The organism is Helicobacter cappadocius (assembly GCF_030688855.1).
Lineage (GTDB): Bacteria > Campylobacterota > Campylobacteria > Campylobacterales > Helicobacteraceae > Helicobacter_J > Helicobacter_J cappadocius.
Genome location: NZ_JAUYZK010000002.1, coordinates 125601 through 145883, shown reverse-complemented (window position 1 = coordinate 145883; position 20283 = coordinate 125601). Strand labels below are relative to the sequence as shown.

General features: G+C 31.2%; 17 protein-coding genes. 4 read left to right on the top strand and 13 right to left on the bottom strand.

Annotated elements, in window-relative coordinates; translation table 11 throughout:
• Positions 1–80: 80 nt before the first annotated feature.
• From Q5I06_RS02025 to Q5I06_RS01975, 11 genes are all read right to left on the bottom strand, one after another.
• Entirely contained in the window at positions 81–776 is a 696-nt protein-coding gene (locus Q5I06_RS02025) for a hypothetical protein (protein ID WP_305516539.1), read from the bottom strand.
• A 15-nt stretch (positions 777–791) separates the two neighbouring features.
• Positions 792–983: a colicin E3/pyocin S6 family cytotoxin gene (locus Q5I06_RS02020; protein WP_305516538.1), complete on the bottom strand. Its 192-nt coding sequence runs from the start codon at positions 981–983 to the stop codon at positions 792–794.
• Positions 980–1288 carry a hypothetical protein gene (locus tag Q5I06_RS02015; RefSeq protein ID WP_305516537.1) on the bottom strand — a complete coding sequence of 103 codons (309 nt, stop codon included), beginning with the start codon at positions 1286–1288 and terminating at the stop codon, positions 980–982. Before Q5I06_RS02015 ends, Q5I06_RS02020 begins: the two co-directional genes overlap by 4 nt.
• Entirely contained in the window at positions 1239–1529 is a 291-nt protein-coding gene (locus Q5I06_RS02010; protein WP_305516536.1) for a hypothetical protein, read from the bottom strand. The genes Q5I06_RS02015 and Q5I06_RS02010 overlap by 50 nt, the downstream gene beginning before the upstream one ends.
• A 35-nt stretch (positions 1530–1564) precedes the next feature.
• Positions 1565–1723, bottom strand: a complete 159-nt coding sequence (locus tag Q5I06_RS02005; protein ID WP_305516535.1) for a hypothetical protein — start codon at positions 1721–1723, stop codon at positions 1565–1567.
• Positions 1716–2036, bottom strand: coding sequence for a hypothetical protein (locus tag Q5I06_RS02000; protein WP_305516534.1), 321 nt, complete (start codon positions 2034–2036; stop codon positions 1716–1718). Before Q5I06_RS02000 ends, Q5I06_RS02005 begins: the two co-directional genes overlap by 8 nt.
• 42 nt (positions 2037–2078) lie before the next feature.
• Positions 2079–2264: a hypothetical protein gene (locus Q5I06_RS01995; protein ID WP_305516533.1), complete on the bottom strand. Its 186-nt coding sequence runs from the start codon at positions 2262–2264 to the stop codon at positions 2079–2081.
• A gap of 713 nt (positions 2265–2977) precedes the next feature.
• Positions 2978–3112, bottom strand: coding sequence for a hypothetical protein (locus Q5I06_RS01990; protein WP_305516532.1), 135 nt, complete (start codon positions 3110–3112; stop codon positions 2978–2980).
• Between the two features lie 308 nt (positions 3113–3420).
• Positions 3421–3651: a hypothetical protein gene (locus Q5I06_RS01985; RefSeq protein WP_305516531.1), complete on the bottom strand. Its 231-nt coding sequence runs from the start codon at positions 3649–3651 to the stop codon at positions 3421–3423.
• A 51-nt stretch (positions 3652–3702) separates the two neighbouring features.
• On the bottom strand, positions 3703–4839 hold the full coding sequence (locus Q5I06_RS01980) for a hypothetical protein (RefSeq protein WP_305516530.1): 1137 nt from the start codon (positions 4837–4839) through the stop codon (positions 3703–3705).
• On the bottom strand, positions 4836–11528 hold the full coding sequence (locus tag Q5I06_RS01975) for a two-partner secretion domain-containing protein (RefSeq protein WP_305516529.1): 6693 nt from the start codon (positions 11526–11528) through the stop codon (positions 4836–4838). Before Q5I06_RS01975 ends, Q5I06_RS01980 begins: the two co-directional genes overlap by 4 nt.
• A 474-nt stretch (positions 11529–12002) precedes the next feature.
• Here Q5I06_RS01975 and Q5I06_RS01970 point away from each other — a divergent pair, with 474 nt between their 5' ends.
• On the top strand, positions 12003–13763 hold the full coding sequence (locus Q5I06_RS01970; RefSeq protein WP_305516528.1) for a ShlB/FhaC/HecB family hemolysin secretion/activation protein: 1761 nt from the start codon (positions 12003–12005) through the stop codon (positions 13761–13763).
• 1 nt (position 13764) lies between these two features.
• Here Q5I06_RS01970 and Q5I06_RS01965 read toward each other — a convergent pair whose 3' ends face one another.
• Together Q5I06_RS01965 and Q5I06_RS01960 are read right to left on the bottom strand one after the other, a co-directional pair.
• Positions 13765–15102: an aminotransferase class V-fold PLP-dependent enzyme gene (locus tag Q5I06_RS01965; protein WP_305516527.1), complete on the bottom strand. Its 1338-nt coding sequence runs from the start codon at positions 15100–15102 to the stop codon at positions 13765–13767.
• 12 nt (positions 15103–15114) lie between these two features.
• Positions 15115–15447, bottom strand: a complete 333-nt coding sequence (locus tag Q5I06_RS01960) for a histidine triad nucleotide-binding protein (protein WP_305516526.1) — start codon at positions 15445–15447, stop codon at positions 15115–15117.
• A 113-nt stretch (positions 15448–15560) separates the two neighbouring features.
• On the opposite strand from Q5I06_RS01960, the gene pheS reads away from it, so the two are divergent.
• The 3 genes from pheS (at position 15561) to aroA (ending at position 20277) form a co-directional block, all read left to right on the top strand.
• Positions 15561–16550 carry a phenylalanine--tRNA ligase subunit alpha gene (gene pheS / locus Q5I06_RS01955; protein ID WP_305516525.1) on the top strand — a complete coding sequence of 330 codons (990 nt, stop codon included), beginning with the start codon at positions 15561–15563 and terminating at the stop codon, positions 16548–16550.
• Complete coding sequence (gene pheT, locus Q5I06_RS01950) at positions 16550–18919, top strand: phenylalanine--tRNA ligase subunit beta (RefSeq protein WP_305516524.1); 2370 nt, start codon at positions 16550–16552, stop codon at positions 18917–18919. The genes pheS and pheT overlap by 1 nt, the downstream gene beginning before the upstream one ends.
• A 68-nt stretch (positions 18920–18987) precedes the next feature.
• Positions 18988–20277 carry a 3-phosphoshikimate 1-carboxyvinyltransferase gene (aroA, locus tag Q5I06_RS01945; protein ID WP_305516523.1) on the top strand — a complete coding sequence of 430 codons (1290 nt, stop codon included), beginning with the start codon at positions 18988–18990 and terminating at the stop codon, positions 20275–20277.
• The last annotated feature ends 6 nt before the right edge of the window (positions 20278–20283 follow it).

Genomic DNA, 20283 nt, shown 5'->3' with positions numbered 1-20283 from the left:
TTATCTTCATCCTTGTGTACTTTTTATTTCTATTCATTAAAAATTATAAAAATCTCTTACTTTCAATAATATTTGGATAATTATTTGAAATTTTGAACTAAAAGATACTCAATATCAGCCTGATTTATCAATAACAAATGTTTAGCTCCAAATAAATATAATTGTTCATTTAGTACTGGAAGTCCTCCATAAAATATTTTATCCTCCATCTCTTCTTCATTCATGGGAATAAAGGTACTCATTTCATCAAATTCCATATCAAAATCAAATTGACCTAAAAAATTTATAGAATCATAAACCTCAATACTAAATCGAGTTAATGGGGAATATGAAAATCTAAAAATTCTAAAATGATAAATATCTTGAAATACCCTGAGATAATCCATACCCACTAAAGAAAGATTAGAGGAGTCAAAATCATAAAAATCTAGTAATTCCTCGCTATTACTCAAAGAGAGAATTTTTCGAAATTTTTTCTCACTTGAAAAATAGATTCTCCTGTATAATTTAATCTTGTCACCACTATCAAAACATCCCAAACAATAATTTGAAAATTGTCGTGATTTTGAAATCTCATATAAAGAATATTGTGTACGACTCCCAAATACATCTAGCAGAAATCCTAGTCCAAAATCTTTGATTTGTTTTTTTGTGAGTTTTTTGTGTTCCCAGTCCTGACCCAAAATCTTCTCAATTTGAGATTTTTTGATTTTAGGCTTATAGTTAAAACGGACTAGGTCACTCCCTTCTTTTTTGGAAATAAACATTTTTATCATCTTGAAACCTTTATCTTATGGATCAATGCGTTTATTTGGATCGGGTTTTTTTCTTCTGTTATTGTGGTCATCTACTTCTCCTTGATGTTTGCCTCTTTTGTTATATTTTTCCCATACAGGAGCACCTTCTTTTGAATGCATATAATCTTTTTCGTATATATTTCCTTTTTTATCCACTCTTCTTTCTCTTTTGCCATTGTCTTTCATTTCAATCTCAATTCATCAAAAATACTCTTACCCCACAAAACCATTCCAAAACGTTGAATACAATTATTCACATTACTGATCTTTCGATTACTAGTTGTATCAGGATATAGATATTGAATTTCATAATAGTATTTTATTGCCATAATCGCCTTTTCAGAACTAGGCAGAGTGTCATCTATCTTTTTTTCAGATTTAGAAGTGTTGTTTATAGAAAAATCTAATAAAAAATCTGCACTATCTTTAGTTTTATAAAATCTAATAAAAGTTCTCCCAATACCCATCGACACAACTACAAAAGTCTTCAAAAATAGCCTCACCTCTTCCTTTATTCAAAAGTAGTTTTATATTTTTTAAAGTTTTTTGACCTTCTTGCATTAGTACACCTCTAATGTTTATATCATAATCAGTGTTCAGAAAATTATTAAAATCAACAAGTCTGAATCTCCACTCATATATATATCCATCATCAGTCCACATATCACTATTGTACCCAAACGAAAAATAAACTCCTTTTTGAATCTCTTCCAATGCCTCATCTAAGCCCATAAATACCTCCTATTTTGATTTCTCAATACTTACTTTTAAACATCTAATACCTTATCCATAACCTTTATAATCTTTGGAAGTGATTCAAATAGTAATCCTACACCACAAGAAATAAAAAAATCTTGGGAATTAATACTTGAATATGATAAATTTTTATCAAAATTCCCTACTATTTCTATTTTCGTGCTAGACATTAGAGTATCTCTTTTCTTTTTTAAACAAGAGAAAAATTCTCCCTTTGGAGTCTCCGAAATATATTTTATTTTGAAATAAAATCTCACCCTCTCCATTTTCCCAAACCGTTCTAATCTCTTTTAGAATTTTTTTAGCATAATCTTCACCCTCCCAAACTCCCCTAATAGTAATCATATAGTCAGCTTCTGGCGAATAAAGACCAGAAAGAAATTTAAAAGCCCAGTGATAAATAAAATCGTTATACAAATCACGTTCAAATGAGAAATAAGTATATTCCGTAATTTTAGTTAGGGGATTTAAATTTAATATCATCAATAGCTCCTGTTTTTGTATTATAATTGAAATGTATTTCGGCTACAGTTTTTTCCTTAATTTTTTTCTTTTTTTTTCTGGCGTTGGTTGTCTTTTCATAACACTTCGTCTTTTTTCCCATCCAGCACTAGATGGCCATCTAGGGTCTTTCATATCTAAATCACTTGCTTTTTTTGATCCCTCCAAAGGATTCTTCTTAAATTCTTTGAGTAAAATCGATTCTAACAAATTATTAGGTTCCGCTCTCCTAAGTTATAATATTTTAATATAATTGAGATATTCATTATTTACGTCCTTTTATATCTAAATAAGAATAAAAAAAATCTAATAATTGATATTATAAATAAAATACTTGGAGCATATATTAGTATTCTAGTATAAATAAAATAAAATAGATGTATATTGAAAAATCCAATAAAATATATAAATGAAATTATAAATAATAAAATATAAAAAAATATTTTTTTATTTATAAATATAATATAAGAATATATTATATTTATAATATATATTATTAACATATCAAATAAATAAATTGATAAATATGATAAAAAACTATTATAAATATAATTAGATAATATAATAAATATATTTTTCTTCATAAAATAATTTATTGCTATTTTTATTACCACTACTATTGCTATTGATATTAATAGCAATAGTAGTGGTTTTATAAGTTTAATATATGGCATATATTCTTCAATATAAATTAATAAAAATATTAATAATAAATCTATATTATATAATATTAAAATTCTAATAGAAAATATTTTTCTTTCTATTATGCTATTAATAATATATATAAATATTAATATTGGAAAATTAATAAAAATAAAAAAAATAACTATAACACCAAGACCTTCTGGATCAATTGGATATTTTAACTCATTATAAAATAAAATAATATTTTCTATCATTATTTCCCTATTTGCGATCTTGATCTAGTATCCTATAATACTCTCAAAGGAATTTTCATCATAAAAATTATTGTTAGATACATTGTGGTTACGAGCTACATCAAGAGGTATTTTCGAATAATCAATAATTGAATTTTCATAATCAGAAAAAGATATCATTTCTAATCTCCTATTCTATTTAAATCTCTGTCAAAAGTATGGATTATCAAATCAATATTCCTCAAATAAACATTTTGAAACATTAGAAATTCCTTTTGAGTTTTCTAATTCAATATCTTCCAGTTGGATACCCATGTATATTTCCTTTTGAATCCATATGAACCTCTATTTCTCCATACTTTGGATGACTATATCGTTTTTTTATACCTTCTCTATTTAAGTTAACCTCATATATCTGAAATTCAAGCCAAAATATAGATTTCATTTTTAGTTCCAAACATTCCCAACACTCTCTTATCTTATCAGTATCAATCCCTAATAAAACTTGGAAAGAAAATATTTAAAGCAGATAACTTAGAATAATTTTCATCTCCTATTTTTTTGATAGGATACATTTCAGTACTTCTTTTCCAGCTAGATACGATGAGTTTGGCATTTTCTTCATTATCTAAATCATAATTGATAATGCTTCCATCAAGGAGTGTATTGATGGGATCTTTTTTGACTTCATTGCCAACTCTGCACCTACCCTCAAGCATTAAGAACATTATATATTCAAAGAACTCATCTTTGAACTCATCTAAAGGTACTTAGAAAGTAACTCCTAATTCATAATAATAATCATCTAAATAATCAAATTTGATTATTTTAGAAATCTTTAAAAGCTGTTTTTTATCTGGATAAAGCTTACTATCCGAGGTTAGAACCTCTCTAGTTTTCTTCATCCCAAATATCTTTATCAACTCATTCAGATCGAAATTACTTGGAAAAAATATGGTCATAATAAGGTATCCTCCTTCATTATAAATCTGAAGGTACGCTTTAGGAGTGGGAATAATAAAACTATTTTCTGATATTTGTAAAATTCCAAGATAAAAATGATCACTAGGTAATGGCTTATAAAAATATTTTTTGATTAATTTTCTTTGCATATTACTTAATTTGTAGATTTTAAAGTAATTATTGTATTGGAGAATAAGGTTGATATTATTTGTTTTAGCATATCTAGGACCTTCATAACCTAAACTTAATTCATCATAATTATTGTTAATAAAATTATCTACTATGAAACTATTCTTAATGACACCACCCCTAATAAAGTCATCTATCTGCTCAACACTTGGTTTATATACATATGAAAATTCTCTAAGAAGCTTAGGGTAGATATTATTTTTAATTATGGTTCTTTTATAGCTATCTTCAGATTTATAGATAAAATCTAAATGAAGACTTCTCCCAATAAAATATGTCTTATGAAACCCTTCTTCTTTGATAATTTTAGAAATGATTTTAAGTTCTTCGTCACATTCTCTATATTGCGGAAAAAATTCTTTAGGTATTAGCTCAGAAAAAGTTTGTAATTTTGAAAAAGGAATAGCTTCTATGTGGATTTGATTATTATCAAAAGAAATATTAACATACTGACTGTTCAGAAATACATCTACACAACTATCAACATCTAATTTTACAAACCCTATTTGAGATTTAAAAAAATCCAAATCATCTTGATTTAATCTAAAAGGCATAAATACATCAAACTCCCATCGAGAAAAAAATGCTACGAAATTTTTAAATATGTCTTTTGGAATTTTAACTTTTTGTAAAATCTCCAAATCGTTATCTATTTCATACAGATAAAACTGTTTGTTTAGATAGTTTTCTATAAGCAGATCAATAGGTTGTTTTTGTATGTATCGTGGGATTATAAGTGGATTTTTTTTTATCAAGGTTTTATCCTTCTTCCTTTTATAGCATCATCTGTTTTATTGCCATTATGATCAATTTCTCCTTTATGTTCCCCTCTTTTGTTATACACTTCCCACCCTTTGTGTTGGCGATCTCTTTGATAGATATTTCCGTCTTGATCAACATATCCTTGATTTCCCTTTTTTTTAGTGAATATTTTTCCATCTATGTTAGGGGCACCTGGCTGATACACATTTACTTTTCTCTCTTTGGTCTGACTTTGAACATTCTTAGCAATATTCTTAGTTGCTTTATATGTTCCTCTTGTTGCTTTTGTAATACCTGCAGGAATAAAAGGAATAAAAAGAGAAACTCCATCAGCTGTAAGGTCGATAAGAGAATCTTTCTTACCTTCCCTGTCTCCTTTGATACTATAATAGCTATAAGCTAGTGCATCATATACTATGTTCCCTATATCCCAAATGGGATTTAAAAAATTATCCCTATCCTCTTGTTCTACCAAAGAAGCTTGATGATTATTGTAATCTAAAATATCTTTAAAATGGTTGTTGTTATCTGAATTATCTGGATTGTTTTGTTTATCTGGATTGTTGTCTTTATGATTGTTGTTATTTAGATTGAAATCATTGTTTAGGGTTGGATAGCTTTTATGATTGAATCCTGTATTGCTTATTTGGTTTTCATACCATTGTTTAGAAGAGATAGGAGTGTAGGTAGTGGTATTGTCTTTGTTTTGTGTTGGTATGCCTTTTGTGTTGATATGAGAGAATCCTAAGAAGTTTGATAGATGATAAGAGAAATTTCCATAACTTCCTGCGTTATTAGCGATGTTGTCATTATGAGTGAATCTATGAGCATTTTCGTGAGTATAGGTTTTAACGAAAGTTTTAGTATCAGTAGCGATGTTGTTAGCGGCATTGAGATATATCTGTTTGTTTTTGTTATCATAAAAACCATTTACGCCATCTGTTTCATCATAGTAGATATGAACTCTATCGTGGTTTTCTCCTTTGATTGCTGCGATTATATCTGTGATGTCTTGACCACTGCTTAGATCATTGAATGTTTTTCTATCGAGGTTATTGATTGCTACAGCTGCACTTTGGTTGGATTTCCATTGATTGAATACTTCATGTAGAGATATATCAGGATTGAACAATACTTCAGTTGCACTAATAAGGGGATTGAATGCTAAAGTGAGTACACCATTAGTGGTTTTGATAAGATTATTTGGAAGAGAAATGATGTCTTCATAAATAGACTCTCTTCCTTTTTGACTGAAGAGACGGTTATCTATTTGAACGTTTGCATTGAGGGCTGCTGTGATTTTATCTTGAGTGATAGCACTGCTTTTAGAGATATCCCTATTGATAGTGTGTATCAAACCATCAGGGTTGGCTATAAATATCTCTCCTTTTCCTAATGTGGCTAGAGTTTTTCCTTCTGTAACACTTCCTTCTTTAGAAAGTCCTATTTGGATAGAAGAATGTGAGAATAATTGATTATCACTTTGCAGGGAAACAGAGATTCCTTTTGAGGAAATATAATCTTTGTTTTCTTTGTCTTTATAAGAGAAGGTATCTGTATTGAAGAAGAGTTCATCTGAACCTGAAATTAAATAAGCAGCTTCTAGGTAAGTGTGATGTGCTACATTGAGCTTAAGCTGATTTTGAGCAAAGATTCCTGATTGTTCTTGCACCCATTGCTTATCAGTATTGCCTTTGGTCTTTGAGAATCCTCCATTAATAGAAGAACTTCCATAACCTGTAGAAGCAGAAGCAGAATTCATATGAGAGTATTTTGAATCAGAAGAAGAGATAACAGAGAGATTATCTGCTGTTATAACTGCATTTTTTGAAGTGAGTACTCCTCCGTTAATATGAATATCTTTTGGAGTGAATAATGCAATATTTTGTGATTTTAGCGAAGAAATAACAGAAGTAGAAGAAACTTCTCTCTCCCTACTCCCTCCTATTTCTGTATCAAAGCTAAAACCATTATTTCCATAACTTGTGCTTGTGCTGATTTCTTTTGTTTCTTTGGTGAAATGATGCGAACTTAAAGAAGAGAGGATATCAATGTTATTTTTAGCTTTATAAACAATAGCACCTTTTACTTGAGAGTGAGAGCCTATTTGAGAAATACTATCTTGTGCTTGAATGATAATATTCTCTCCTGCTTTTAAGCTAGAAGCAACCACAAAGGTGTTTTGTTCGTCTTTATTTTTTTGTGTGCCAGAAATCTTTGAGGATACAGAGGTATAAAATCCTGTTCCATATGAAGTGCTTGCTGCACTTGCAGCTCCAGAAACAGAACTTGTCATCGCTAAAGAAGCATTAGCGATATTTAAAGAAGCAAAGCCAAGATTATATTTGAACTCATCTAAAGCATTTTTACTCATCTTCCCTTGCTTGTAGAGCTCTTTGTTATGATTGTATTGTTTTTTTAGCTTGTTGAAATTCTCCAAACTTTTATAAAACTTATCTCCAGCGAAATAAACATCTGCATAAGCATTGCCAACATTAAGTGATATATTCAAATGACCTTCTAGATTTTGTTCTTTAGAGGTAGAAGAATCAAGTGCGGAATAAATATGGACATTTTTTGAATCTAAAAAAATATTTTTATCAGCTAAGAGAGTAGAAGCGATGATATTGATATCCCCTTCATCTCCTGTTTTTAAAACCAAATTCCCGCCAATGTCAAACAAAGATCCTAGTGCTTGTTTTTGAAAGTCTTCAGAATGTTTATTTTCATATTTGAAATCCACTCCAGCTGAAAGTTTTTCTTCAAATTTGAAGGTGAGGCCATTGAAATCTTTTGAATTAGAAGAGCTTTTACTTGAGATGGAATTATAATCATTGATAATATTTATATTTCCTTCTTGTGCAAACAGCATTGCATCACCTGAAGTAGAAATATGTGAATCTAAGATATGGATATTTTTATGTGCTTTGATGTCCAAACTCCCTGCTGTGATAGAACTAGAATTTTGGGATATTTCTTGATGATAGTTATCGCCTTTATCACTAAAAAGTCCTGCGAAGCTATGATGGGAAGAATTGGTGGTTTGAACATCAGTATTTTTAGGATTCAAAAGAGTAAAACTTCCTCCTACTAAAATAGAAGTTTTCTCTTGTGAACTTAGCTGCACTCCTGTTAAAGTGGTATCTCCCCCTGTTTGGATAAAAATATTCTTTCCTGCTAGAGTGCTATGAATATAACTTTGAGATTGTGCATTATCTTCTAAGGTATCCCCAGAAAAGTCTATTCCCAACACCCTTTTATCAGAGATATTAGAATTTTCACGGCTATAGCTATTATGAAGAGCTGTTTGGATATAATCTTTATCAGCTAGAATTTTGAGTTCATTTTTTGCTTCATAGTCCCCTCCATTGCTTATAATGCTCCCTTTTGTTTGTATTTGTATGTTGGAAGCTTTAAAAACATTGTCTTTTTGTAAAATAGATGATTCTTTAGTAGAATTGTGATCTGTAGATAAACTCAAGAAACCTTTTTTTTCGCTGTAAAAATCTTTTTTCAAAGAATCTTGATCATCAGAAGCTAAAAGATGAATATCTCCATCTGAATAGAGATGTAAATCATCCTGAGCTGATATATCACTCCCTTCTATATCCAAATTCTCTTTGGCTTTGATAGAAATAGAAGAAGCAAAGAAATGATTTCTTTGATGTGCTAGATGTCGTGTTTGTTTAAAAGAGTCTTGGTAGCTATCTTCTAGCTCTCTTGAATTAATAGAAACCATTCCCCCTTCTAAAGATAGCTTATCTTTAACTTTAAAATCAGCACCAGAGACAGAAACATCTCCAAAGGATTGTATATTGAGATTATCTGCGGTAATAGAAGCTACTTTTAAAAGAGTTTCTTGGGAATATTTTGGAGAGTTGGAATTGCTCAAATAAGCATTGAAGCTCTTGATTTCAGAAGAAAGATCAATGTCTTGCGCACTCAAGATGGTACTCTTAGAAACAATTTCTCCGCTGTGGTAAAGTCTGCCTTCTGAGCTTAAAAGCAAATCTTTAGAATGGATACTTCCTTTATTGATAAGCTTGTCTTTAGAATCTATTTTTGTATTTTCTGCATAGATATAGGAATTGTTATAAAAAGAGGCAGAAGTAATATCAAGCTTGGAAGCAAAAATGCCTTTATCTTTTTGATTAAAAAAATCAGAGTAAGAAGACTCTTGAGTGTTTTCTTTAAAGATTTCTATCTTATGGGCAAGATGATTAGCTTCATAACTTGCAAGCATTCTATCAAGTTTTTCAAGATGGAGACTTTCATTTAAAAAAGACTTAGAATTATAAAAACTAGACAGATAGCTAGATTGCATAGAAGAGTTTTTCAGATAAGATAAAAACACAGAAACATTAGAGGTGTTTTTGAAATGATTATAAAAATAATCCGAAGAGATAAATACCTTAGCATCTGTATAGATTCTATCTTTCAAAGCAATAGAAGGATTTTTAGAAACATCTACAACTGCAAGTGTATCATAAGGGTTAAAAATAAGAAATTCTAAAGAATGTGAAGAATCCAATATTTCTAATGAGTTTGAAACACTAAAAGAAGCACTAGAATTATCTGAGGGTATGGAGCTATCTTTTGTATCATTTGAAGAATTAGAATAAAAAGAGACATGGGAATTTTTAAGATAAAAGGCTAAATCTTCTTCCAAACTAGGCAAGGTAAGAGTAGCATAAGAAGAACTTTCTTTAAAATAATCATCAAAGACTTTTAATCTTGTCACTTCGTGTCTGACATTTGTCTGCTTGATACACAAGGTAAGCCAGTCTATGCCACGACATTCTTTCTCATACCATATATCTTGATAATTTCTTGCTTCCCTGCCCTTATCTTCAGTGATTTCTCTAGCTTGTATTATATCACTATTGAAAGTATTGGCAGAAATCTCTGCAATAGGAGAAATGATAGAGGCATTTTGATTGTTCAATACATCTGCTTGAATAAAAAGCTTCTTAGCACTCATTATGATAGAAGGAGAATAATTAGAAGTATCAAGTATTTCTTGATAAATAGAGCGGGTGAAATCCTTATCTCCATCTTTTAAAAACCTAAAAGGATTAAAACCATTATTAGACGCTGCTTTATTCCACTCTCCTTGTGAAATATGCTCTTGTGAGATGAGCTTTTTTCTCAAAGAAACGTGAGCGATGTTGGAGATATTGTTTGTGTTGATAGATAACTCATCACCGCTATAAATCATTGAGTGGATGTTATTTAGTTCTTTTGAATTTAGAAAAACACTCTTTGCTAAGATAAAAGAAGAATCCGTATTATTAAAATACTCAGTCGTGCTTTTAAGAGTATTTGCATAAATAAAAGCTTTAGCATTATCTAAAGAATTGCTAGAAAGCTCTAAGTTTCCCCAAGAAATAATCGAACCCTTATTGATAAAACTCTCTTGTAAATTAAAGGATGAATCCTTTTGTGTTTGAATCACAGAATCATTTTGTAAGGATTTTGCTTTGATATTAAGAGATTTGGACGCATAAATTCCATTAGGAGGATTTAAAGAAGAGGAATTAGAAATATTATCATTAGTATCTGTGCTAAAAACATCAGAAGAGCTAGTATTTGCATTTGCAGAGATTGCTTTAGCTTCAGGACTAGAAACAGCCAAATGTCCGTTTATATCAATATAAAATCCTCCATCTCCTTCTTCAGAAGAAGGAAAAGTAGCAAGGATTCCAGAGTTTTTAATAACAGAATCTTCATCTGAAGCAATGAGATAAATTGAATTTGCATACACGCCACCTATATAAGCAACATCAAGAGCGAGTTTGGAAGTCTTCTGTTCATCTGGGTTTTTGTCTGTAAGAGGTTGCCATAAAAGCAAAGCACCTTTTTGATCCAAGCTGATATCATTAGATCCTAAGATAATATTTAGATTTTTAGCATAGAGAGTATGAGAGGCACTTAAAGATTTAGAGAGAATATTTAGTGAAGGAATATTTAAGCTATTAAGTGAATCAATATTGATATGACCTTTTGTAACTCTAAAATGAAGGTTATGAGTGAGTTCTTGTGCTAGAGTAGAAGGAGTTGATAAATGAGAATTCAAAGATTCTCTAGAAAGCTGTGTGAGTGCTGAGAGTTCAGAAGGAGGAATAAAACCTGTGGTCAAACTCACTGAAGTTGCATTAGAAAAAGAACAACCCTCACAAGAGATTCCATTTGGATTAGCGATGAGTACTCCAGCTGCTTTTCCAGCTACTTCAAGATGACCCAAGAGGTTGCTAGGATGACTTGAAGTGACTTGATTGAGGATTAAGGAAGCTTCTTTATCGCCGAAGTTAGGATTAGAAGTGATGAGTCCTCCTAACTGCGAAGGAGTGATCGGATTATTTGAGTTATTAATAATAGCTCCAACTTCTTTGATATTGAAATCAAGATAATGATTATTGGAAATTCCAAATTGATTTGGAGAAGTGATATTAATGATTTCTATATTATTGGGAGCTTTATCAATAGAAGGAGCATAATTAGCATCTGAAGTATCAGGAACGATGGAGAGTATCGGGTTCAAAGAAGATGGGGCAGGATTATTCAAGACATCACTAGGGGCAATAGCAGAAGGGATAGAATCTTTTGAAGGGGTATCATTAGGTGCAACAGAAGCTATAGGCTCTGCAAAAATAGGAGAAAATACAAGAGAAAAACATAACAAAGCAGATAAGAACTGTTTGAAAAATCTCTTAAATTGAATCCTTAGAGGATAATTAAAGGAAGATTCAAAAAAATTCAAGGATTTAAAAGAAACTTTAAAATGCTTAGTGTTGATGAAAGGTTTGAAAAAGAAACTTCTACTCCTAAAGAATCGCTCACACTTCAATAACGACTTATTTTTAAATAAAAAAGAAGAATAAGGATAAGATTTGTTCCTAAAAAATAAACGATACCTATTGCCTCTCACTGAAAAAATCTCCTAATAACATATTAAATTCAGTCTTCAATACATCTCTATGAATAAAGTTTATTTATGAGAGATATAGAACAAATAGATTTTTTATTTCTAATGTGTTAGGATTTAATAATAGTATAGAATAGAAATAAAATATTATCTTTTATGATTATAAAAGATAAAAACTTAAATAATAATTAATTATTTATGGGGTAGAATTTTATATATAGGAGAAATAAATTGGTTATAATAAAATATATAAAAATATGGATGATAATTTTATTTATATTGATACAAATAATAACTCTTTATGTTAAAGCTTATTCAAAAGATTTGTTATATAATCCTAATGATGTCAATGAACAACTCAATAATCAAAGAAAAGATTTTTTAGATTATCAAAATTTTCAACAATTCAAAAATCGTATCCCTAAACAGCCTACTCAAAAAAATACACAAACTCTCTCAAAAAATCCTTCTTCAGTTTGTTTTTATATTGACAAAATCTCTCTTCAGTCAAGCATGCTATCACTTCAAGATAAAATACAAAAAGAATTTAAATTCTTAACTCCCATACTAAAATCCTACACTCACCAATGTCTAAGTGCAGAAAAAATCACCGAACTTTTGAATGAGTTAAAATTAAAATCTCTCAAAAAAGGCTATATCACCACAGTTTTTGGAGTAAGTGATCAAGATTTAAACAACAAAAAACTAATCATTACTCTTCAAACCTCTATCCTCAAAGAAATAGAATATAAGGACAAAAAAAATACAACTCGATTTTGGGGAAAAGATTACTCTATCAGACCCGGAGATATTTTTACTATTAGACCCATCGACAGAGGGCTTTACAATCTAAAACGACTAAAAACTCTCAATCCAATCATAGAAATCTCTTCTATAAATGCTGACAAAAATACCCCTATCAAAGAATCCAAAATCACTATCAATAACCAAAGCAAAAATCTTCCTATTTACGCCTCTTTGAATGCCAATAATGCTGGTTCAACATCAACTGGAATTTATCAAACTTCGCTTCAATTTGGAGTTGAAAATCTTCTTTTACTTGCTGAGATATTACGTGTTTATGGTCTACTCACACCTGATTGGAAAAATTCTCACAATCTTTATGTTTCAGCTGATTTCAGTATTCCTTTTAGAAGATTTCTGTTTTCTATCAGTGGATCATACTCTCAATACGCTCAAAATTTATCAGTGAATAAAAATACCTTTAGTTACAATGGCTATTCTGCAAATATGGATGTAAATGGTAATTTTTTGATTTATTTAGATAACCTCAATCAAATCAGCTTTAATCTTGGGTTGGGAAAAAGATGGGCAAAAAACTATATAGAAGATATTGAACTTATTCCTCAGAGGAGAAATCTAACCAATATATATGCAAACATTAATTATATTAGATTTATCTCTAGGGCGTCTATCAATCTAAGCTTAGGCGTCAAACAAGGGATAAAATTCTTAGGTTCTATGGATAATTTTACAAACTCAAAACAATATCCAGATTTTTTCTACACAATTCCTACAATTGATGCTTATATTTATGCACCCTTTAAAATTCTAAATCAAAACTTAGCATATACAAGTCTTGTAAAGACACAAGTTTCAAGAGGCAGACTTTATGCGAGTGAAAAATTTGGTCTAGGGGGAATCTACAGCGTTAGGGGTTTTGATAGTTTGGTTTTAAATGGAGAAATGGGAATATTAAATCGAAATGATATTACCTATTACCTCCCTCCTTTTTTTAAAATTTCACTAGCCCCTGCAATAGGCTTAGACATGGGATATACTACGGATATTTATAAAAACACTGATTATGTATCTAGGAATAATGGATCTCTCATAGGAGGGGGAGTTGGATTGAAATTTTATTGGGGAAAATATTTTAATGCCGAAATTTGGGGATACCACCCCATTTACAATCCAAATACACTAAAAGGAAGATATTTCTATGCTAATTTGGGTTTTAATTGGGAATAATTCAACCACCACGTAATGTTTTAATAGCCTTTTTCAAACTATCTACAAGATATTCCAAATCTTCAAGTGAATGTGTATAATGAATACTTATTCGCAACCAACCAGGTTTTATCTTTAGTGTATCAAAACTTCCATCTTCCATATCAAGTAAGTCGTGTCCATAAGGACCCGCACAGCTACAACCTGCACGAGTTTGAATGCCATAAACACTACTTAAAACAAAGGCTAAGTCATATGGAGATATTCCCCCTACATTCAAAGAGATGATACCTATTTTAGAAGCATCGCCATTGCCATATATCTTCACAGCCGGAATATTGCGAAGTTCGTGAAGAAGCATCTGTGTGAGTATATTTTCTCTACGAATTATATCTTCTAAGCCATACTCATTTCTCAACTGATACGCCAAAGCAGCACGATAAAGCTGAAGTAATCCGGGTGTTCCAGCCTCTTCACGAATATCCACATCTTCAAAATACTCTTGGGTCTTTCTGCTAACATACTTTACAACACCCCCTCCACTAAAGCTAGGGGGAATACTAGTATCAATCAGATTTTTTCTCAAACACAATAAACCACTTGAACCCACCCCTCCTAAAAGTTTGTGAGGTGAGAGAAAACATGCATCAAATAAATCAGAGGATATATTCATATGAGGTGAAGAACTAGCCATATCAAATGCCAATAAGATTTTATTTTTTCTAGCTAAAGATGAAATTTCCCTATAAGGTGCGAGTATTCCCGTTACATTTGAAGCTAAATTAAAAGAAATAATTTTAATATTTTTCTGCAAGTCCAATGCATCTTTTAGTGCCTTTAAATCAAATACTCCTTCTTTTAATGCAAGACGTTCAACCTTGCAAAGCCCCTCTCTCCAGCTAATCTCATTAGAATGATGCTCATAAGGTCCTATGAGAACTCTTGGAATGGTTATTTTTTCTGCATCTAAACCCAAAACATGCTTAGTTTTAGGTGGAATATATATGCCTAAAATCTCCTGAAATCTTTTTATGGCTCCTGTAGCACCAAACCCAGTACAAAGAACTACAAAATCTGAATTTAGTTCTAAGCTTTTTTTCAAAACATCCTTGCTTTTCAAATAAACCTCATTCATCAATTTAGAATGAGTAGAAACCTCTGAATGCGTATTAGAATAATAAGGTAGTAGTTTTTTGACACGTTTTTCGATAAGAGTATGAGCAAGTCCAGAACCTGTCCAGTCAAAATATTTAGTGTCTTTTTCTAATACAATGCCACTGCGAATTTGCTTTAATTTTTCATCTCTAGCATCTATAAGGGGAGCAAAAAATTCACTTAATAGTTTATTTTTTTTAAACATAATCAATCTTTTTTAGATTAACTCAGGCCATTTCAATTTCGCCCCTCCAAGTATATGGAAATGCAAATGAGGAACTTCTTGTCCGCCATCATTTCCGATATTAGTAATCAGGCGATAGCCACTTTCTTTAATACCAAGCTCTTCTACAACTTCTAAAATAAATTCACTCATTTCTTTCATTAGTTCAGGTGTTATCGCGTTGAAATCTTTGATGGATTGTTTTGGGATTACTAGAGCATGGATGGGAGCCTTTGGTGCTATATCATGAAAAGCTAAGAATTTAGAGTTTTCTAAGATTTTTTTAGAAGGGATCTCTCCAGTGATAATTTTTTCAAATATATTCAAACCATATCTCCTTTTTAAATTTTGAGAATTATATCTATTTATAAAGTTAATTTGACTAAAATTTCAAAAATGTTGGTTTAAAAAAATGCGAAAATAAATTATAGGATGCTAACTTGGACACATTATTAGAAAAACTCAAAAATGCTCAAAACTCACAAGAGCTAGAAGCAATCCGCATAGAAGCCTTGGGTAAAAAGGGGATCATTACTCAAAAATTCTCAGAATTAAAATCTCTAGAAGGTGAAACAAAAAAAGAACTAGCAAAAACCCTCAATGATTTCAAGATAAAATTTGAGAGTATTCATCAAGAAAAAAAAACACAATTTCAGATGCTTGAATTAAAACTTGCATTAGAGCAAGAAAGAATTGATGTAAGCTTATTTACATCTAACTCCCACAAGATCATAGGTCATCCAATCAGTTATACCAAAGATAGAATCATTGCTTATTTTACTTATCTTGGATACGAATTATGTACAGGACCTTTGGTTGAAGATGATTTTCATAATTTTTCCGCACTCAATCTTCCAGAATATCATCCTGCTCGTGATATGCAAGACACCTTTTATTTCAAAGATTCAATGCTTTTACGTACGCATACTTCTCCTGTCCAAATCCGCACAATGCAATCTCAAACACCTCCCATCAAGATGATTTGTCCTGGTGCGACCTTTAGGCGTGATTATGATCTTACTCATACTCCAATGTTTCATCAAGTCGAAGGCTTAGTGGTAGATAAGGGAGATAAGGCAAGTTTTGCAAATCTCAAATACACTTTGGAAGATTTTTTGAAATATATGTTTGGAGATGTAAAAGTTAGATTTCGTTCTAGTTTTTTTCCTTTTACTGAACCTAGTGCAGAAGTTGATATTAGCTGTGTATTCTGTGAGGGGAAAGGTTGCCGAGTATGTTCACAAACTGGTTGGCTGGAAGTATTAGGCTGCGGTGTTGTAGATGAGTATGTATTTGAAGCAGTGGGATACAAAAACTCGAGTGGATATGCTTTTGGGATGGGTATAGAAAGACTAGCTATGCTAACTTGCGGAGTAAGTGATTTACGAAGTTTTTTTGAAACAGATCTAAGAGTATTGGAGCAATTTTAATGATTATCACAAGCCATTTATTATCTAAATTTATTAATATATCAGGTATTGATATCCATAAACTTTGTGATACTTTGAGCAGTATCGGGCTTGAGGTCGAGTCTTGTATAAAAATTGAATTACCTCCAAAAGTCGTCGTAGGAAAAGTGGTCGAAAAAAATCCACACCCTGATGCAGATAAACTCAATATTTGTCAAGTCTGTATTGGCAATGAGACACTTCAGATTGTATGTGGTGCAAAAAATGTCGCTAAAGACCAATATGTTCCTGTAGCATTAATCGGGGCACTCTTACCACAAATAAAAGGTGGAGAATTACAAATACAACAGGCCAATCTTAGGGGTGTAGATAGCTATGGAATGATTTGTTCTAGCACTGAGCTTGGGTTGCCTCACATAAATGATGGGATTATGGTTTTAGATGAAAGTATAGGTAAGCTAGAATTAGGCAAAGAATTAAGAGAATATTCCTTATTTAATAACCATATCATTGATATTTCTCTCACTCCAAATAGGGGAGATTGTCTATGTGTGCTAGGAATAGCCAGAGAAATCAGCTGTATTTTTGATCTCCCGATCAATACTTACAAAGAAATAGACTCAGGTGTCGCGTTAGGTGTAGGTAGAGTCTTGCAAATCTTTACTGAAGGAAAAATTCAATCTTCGCTCTTGTATAAAGTAATTGAAGTCAAACAAATCAACACTCCATTAGAAGTCGAATTATGTTTAGCATTTAACAATACATTGCAAAAAAACCCTATCCAAAATATCATTGAATATAGCACCTATATGAGTGGGGTTATTTTAAATGCTTATGCCATAGAAAATCCTGAGATTATCTCATCAAGTAAGGGTGTAGAGGTATCTTTGAGTATCAAAAAAGATGAAAATGGTTTTGAAGCAGTTTTTTTAGATAAAAAACTTTCCATCATCGGTGTAGGAAATCAGATTGATCAAAATCTTGATATTTTGCCCAAAACCCTCATTATAGAAGCAAGCTATATTGATCCTATATCAATTTCAAAAATGCTCTTCAAAAACAAACCCAAGCAAAACAAATCATTAGTTTATCGTTCTACTAGAGGTTCAAACCCTCAATTAGAAACAGGCATGAACTGCTTATGTAAAAATTTTTCAGATTTTACAAAATGCCTCATATATTCTGGGGTTCAAGAAGTGAAACAAGAATATGAAGATACAATCATCAATACAACTTTTGGTGCAATTTGTAATATTGTAGGAAAAAATATCGACAAAGAAGAAATCGCAAAAATTCTCAAGAGTTTGAATTTTAGGATAAAAGCTACTTGTGATGATGATTTTTTCAGTATTATTCCCCCAAGTTATCGTCATGATATTAGAACCAGGCAAGATGCTGCAGAGGAATTCTTACGTATTTATGGCATTCAAAATATTCCCTCAACCCCTCATTTAAGCATTGAAAAACCCTATCACAATAAAGGCTATATTTCTTATAAGAACCAGAGAAATATCGCTACCAAAGCTCTTTCAATGGGCTTTATTGAAACAATTCACTATTTGTTTTATCAAAAAGAAAAATTGCAAACTCTTGGTTTTCCCACTCTCAAAGAAAATCTTGATCTGCAAAATCCCATCACATCAGAATTGAACACTTTAAGAACTTCTTTGATTCCAGCAATGCTTGACTCTGTTGTAAGGAACAAAAATTTTGATTATAAAAGTATTAAAATATTTGAAATAGGTAGTATATATGATGAAGATAGGCACGAAAAGACAAGTGTCGCATTTATGGTTAATGGATTGAAAACTCCAGAAGTTTACCCCTATCCAAAAGGTATTGTTTGGGATTTTTATGATTTTTGCAAAAGCATTTCTTCTATCATCGGAGATTTTGAACTCAAACCTCTGAATGAAAATGAGGGCAAAATAAACAAAACAATTCACCCATATCAAAGTGCTAAAATTTTTATTGATGGAGAAAAAGCTGGGATCATAAGTAAGCTCAATCCTACTCTCACAAAAGAACTAGGAATCTATGAAGGATTTTTCTGTGAAGTTGATTTTGAAAAAATCATACCTAGACATATTGTTGCAAAAGAATTTTCCAAATACCCTGCAACGCAAAAAGACATTACCATACTTATTGATAAAAAAATTTATTTTGACGAAATTTCCACAAAGGTCAAAAAAGCTGAGATCAAAAATCTAAAAAATATCTATCCTCTAGATGTCTATGAAGAATCTCCTACGGATAATTATATTGCACTAAGTATTCGCATAATAATTCAATCAATGGAGGGCACACTCACGGAAAATGATTTTTCTGAGATCACTCAAAAAGTACTTGAAATTATAAGTATCAACTTCAATGCTAAGCTCAAAGAATAAAATGCGAGATTATAATACAAATGCGAAACAAACCCCATAATTCAAAACTTCACTCACAAGGAAAATAAATGAGAACAACTGAAGTTTTTATGACAAAAAAATTTGAATTAGAACTAGAAAATATTGCTTCTGATAAGTCTATTTCTCACAGATGTGCGATTTTTAGTTTGCTCAGCAATAAACCTTCTGTTGTCAAAAACTATCTTTTGGGAGAAGATACCCTAAACACAATAAAGATAGCAAAACAACTTGGATTGCAAGTGGAAGAAATAACACAAAATCAAATGAAATTCACTCCTCCAAAAGAAAAAATCCAAGAGCCTAACGATATTCTTGATTGTGGAAATGCCGGAACAGCTATCAGACTTTATGCAGGACTATTGTGTGCTCAAGAGGGTTACTTTGTCCTTACAGGAGATAAGTACTTAAAAGTGCGTCCAATGAAAAGAGTTATAGAACCACTCACAAATATCGGGGCAAAAATCTACGCCAGAAAACAAGATTCTTTAGCTCCTATGACTATCATAGGTCAAAAGCTAAAAGGCTTTGATTATCAAAGTCCCATTTCATCTGCTCAGATTAAAAGTGCAATGATTCTAGCTGCACTAAATACAAATCAAATCTCAAAATTCAAAGAACCTGAATTAAGCCGAGATCATACTGAAAATATACTCAAAGGAATGGGTGCTAATATAAAAAATACAACTGATGGAATTGAAATTTTTCCATTACAACATCCGCTAGATCCTCTAAATATAAATATTCCTTCAGATCCATCTAGTGCATTTTTTTTCGCAATTGCAGCAGCGATTGTGCCTAACTCTAAAGTTTTGCTAAAAAATGTCCTGCTCAATAAAACAAGAATAGAAGCATTCAAGATACTTGAAAAAATGGGTGCAAAAATACAATACACGATCACAAATAAAGATTACGAAGATATTGGCAATATTTATGTCGAACAAAGACCACTACAGGGGGTCGATGTTGAGGAAAATATTTCTTGGCTTATTGACGAAATTCCTGCTTTAAGTATTGCTATGGCAGTTGCTAAAGGAAAAAGCAGGATCAAAAACGCTCAAGAACTTCGTGTAAAAGAAACCGATAGAATCAAAGCTGTAATTACAAATTTAAAAAAAATGGGTATAGAATGCGAGGAATTTGAAGATGGATACTCCATAGAAGGCGGAGAACTCAAATTTGGTATTTTAGATAGCTATGGAGATCATAGAATTGCGATGAGTTTTGCTATTGCAGGATTGTTAAATGGATCTAAAATAAAAGATTCGGAGTGTATTGATGTATCCTTTCCAAATTTTTTAGAAATCCTTCAAAAAATCACCAATATACAAAATCAATGAGGTTAC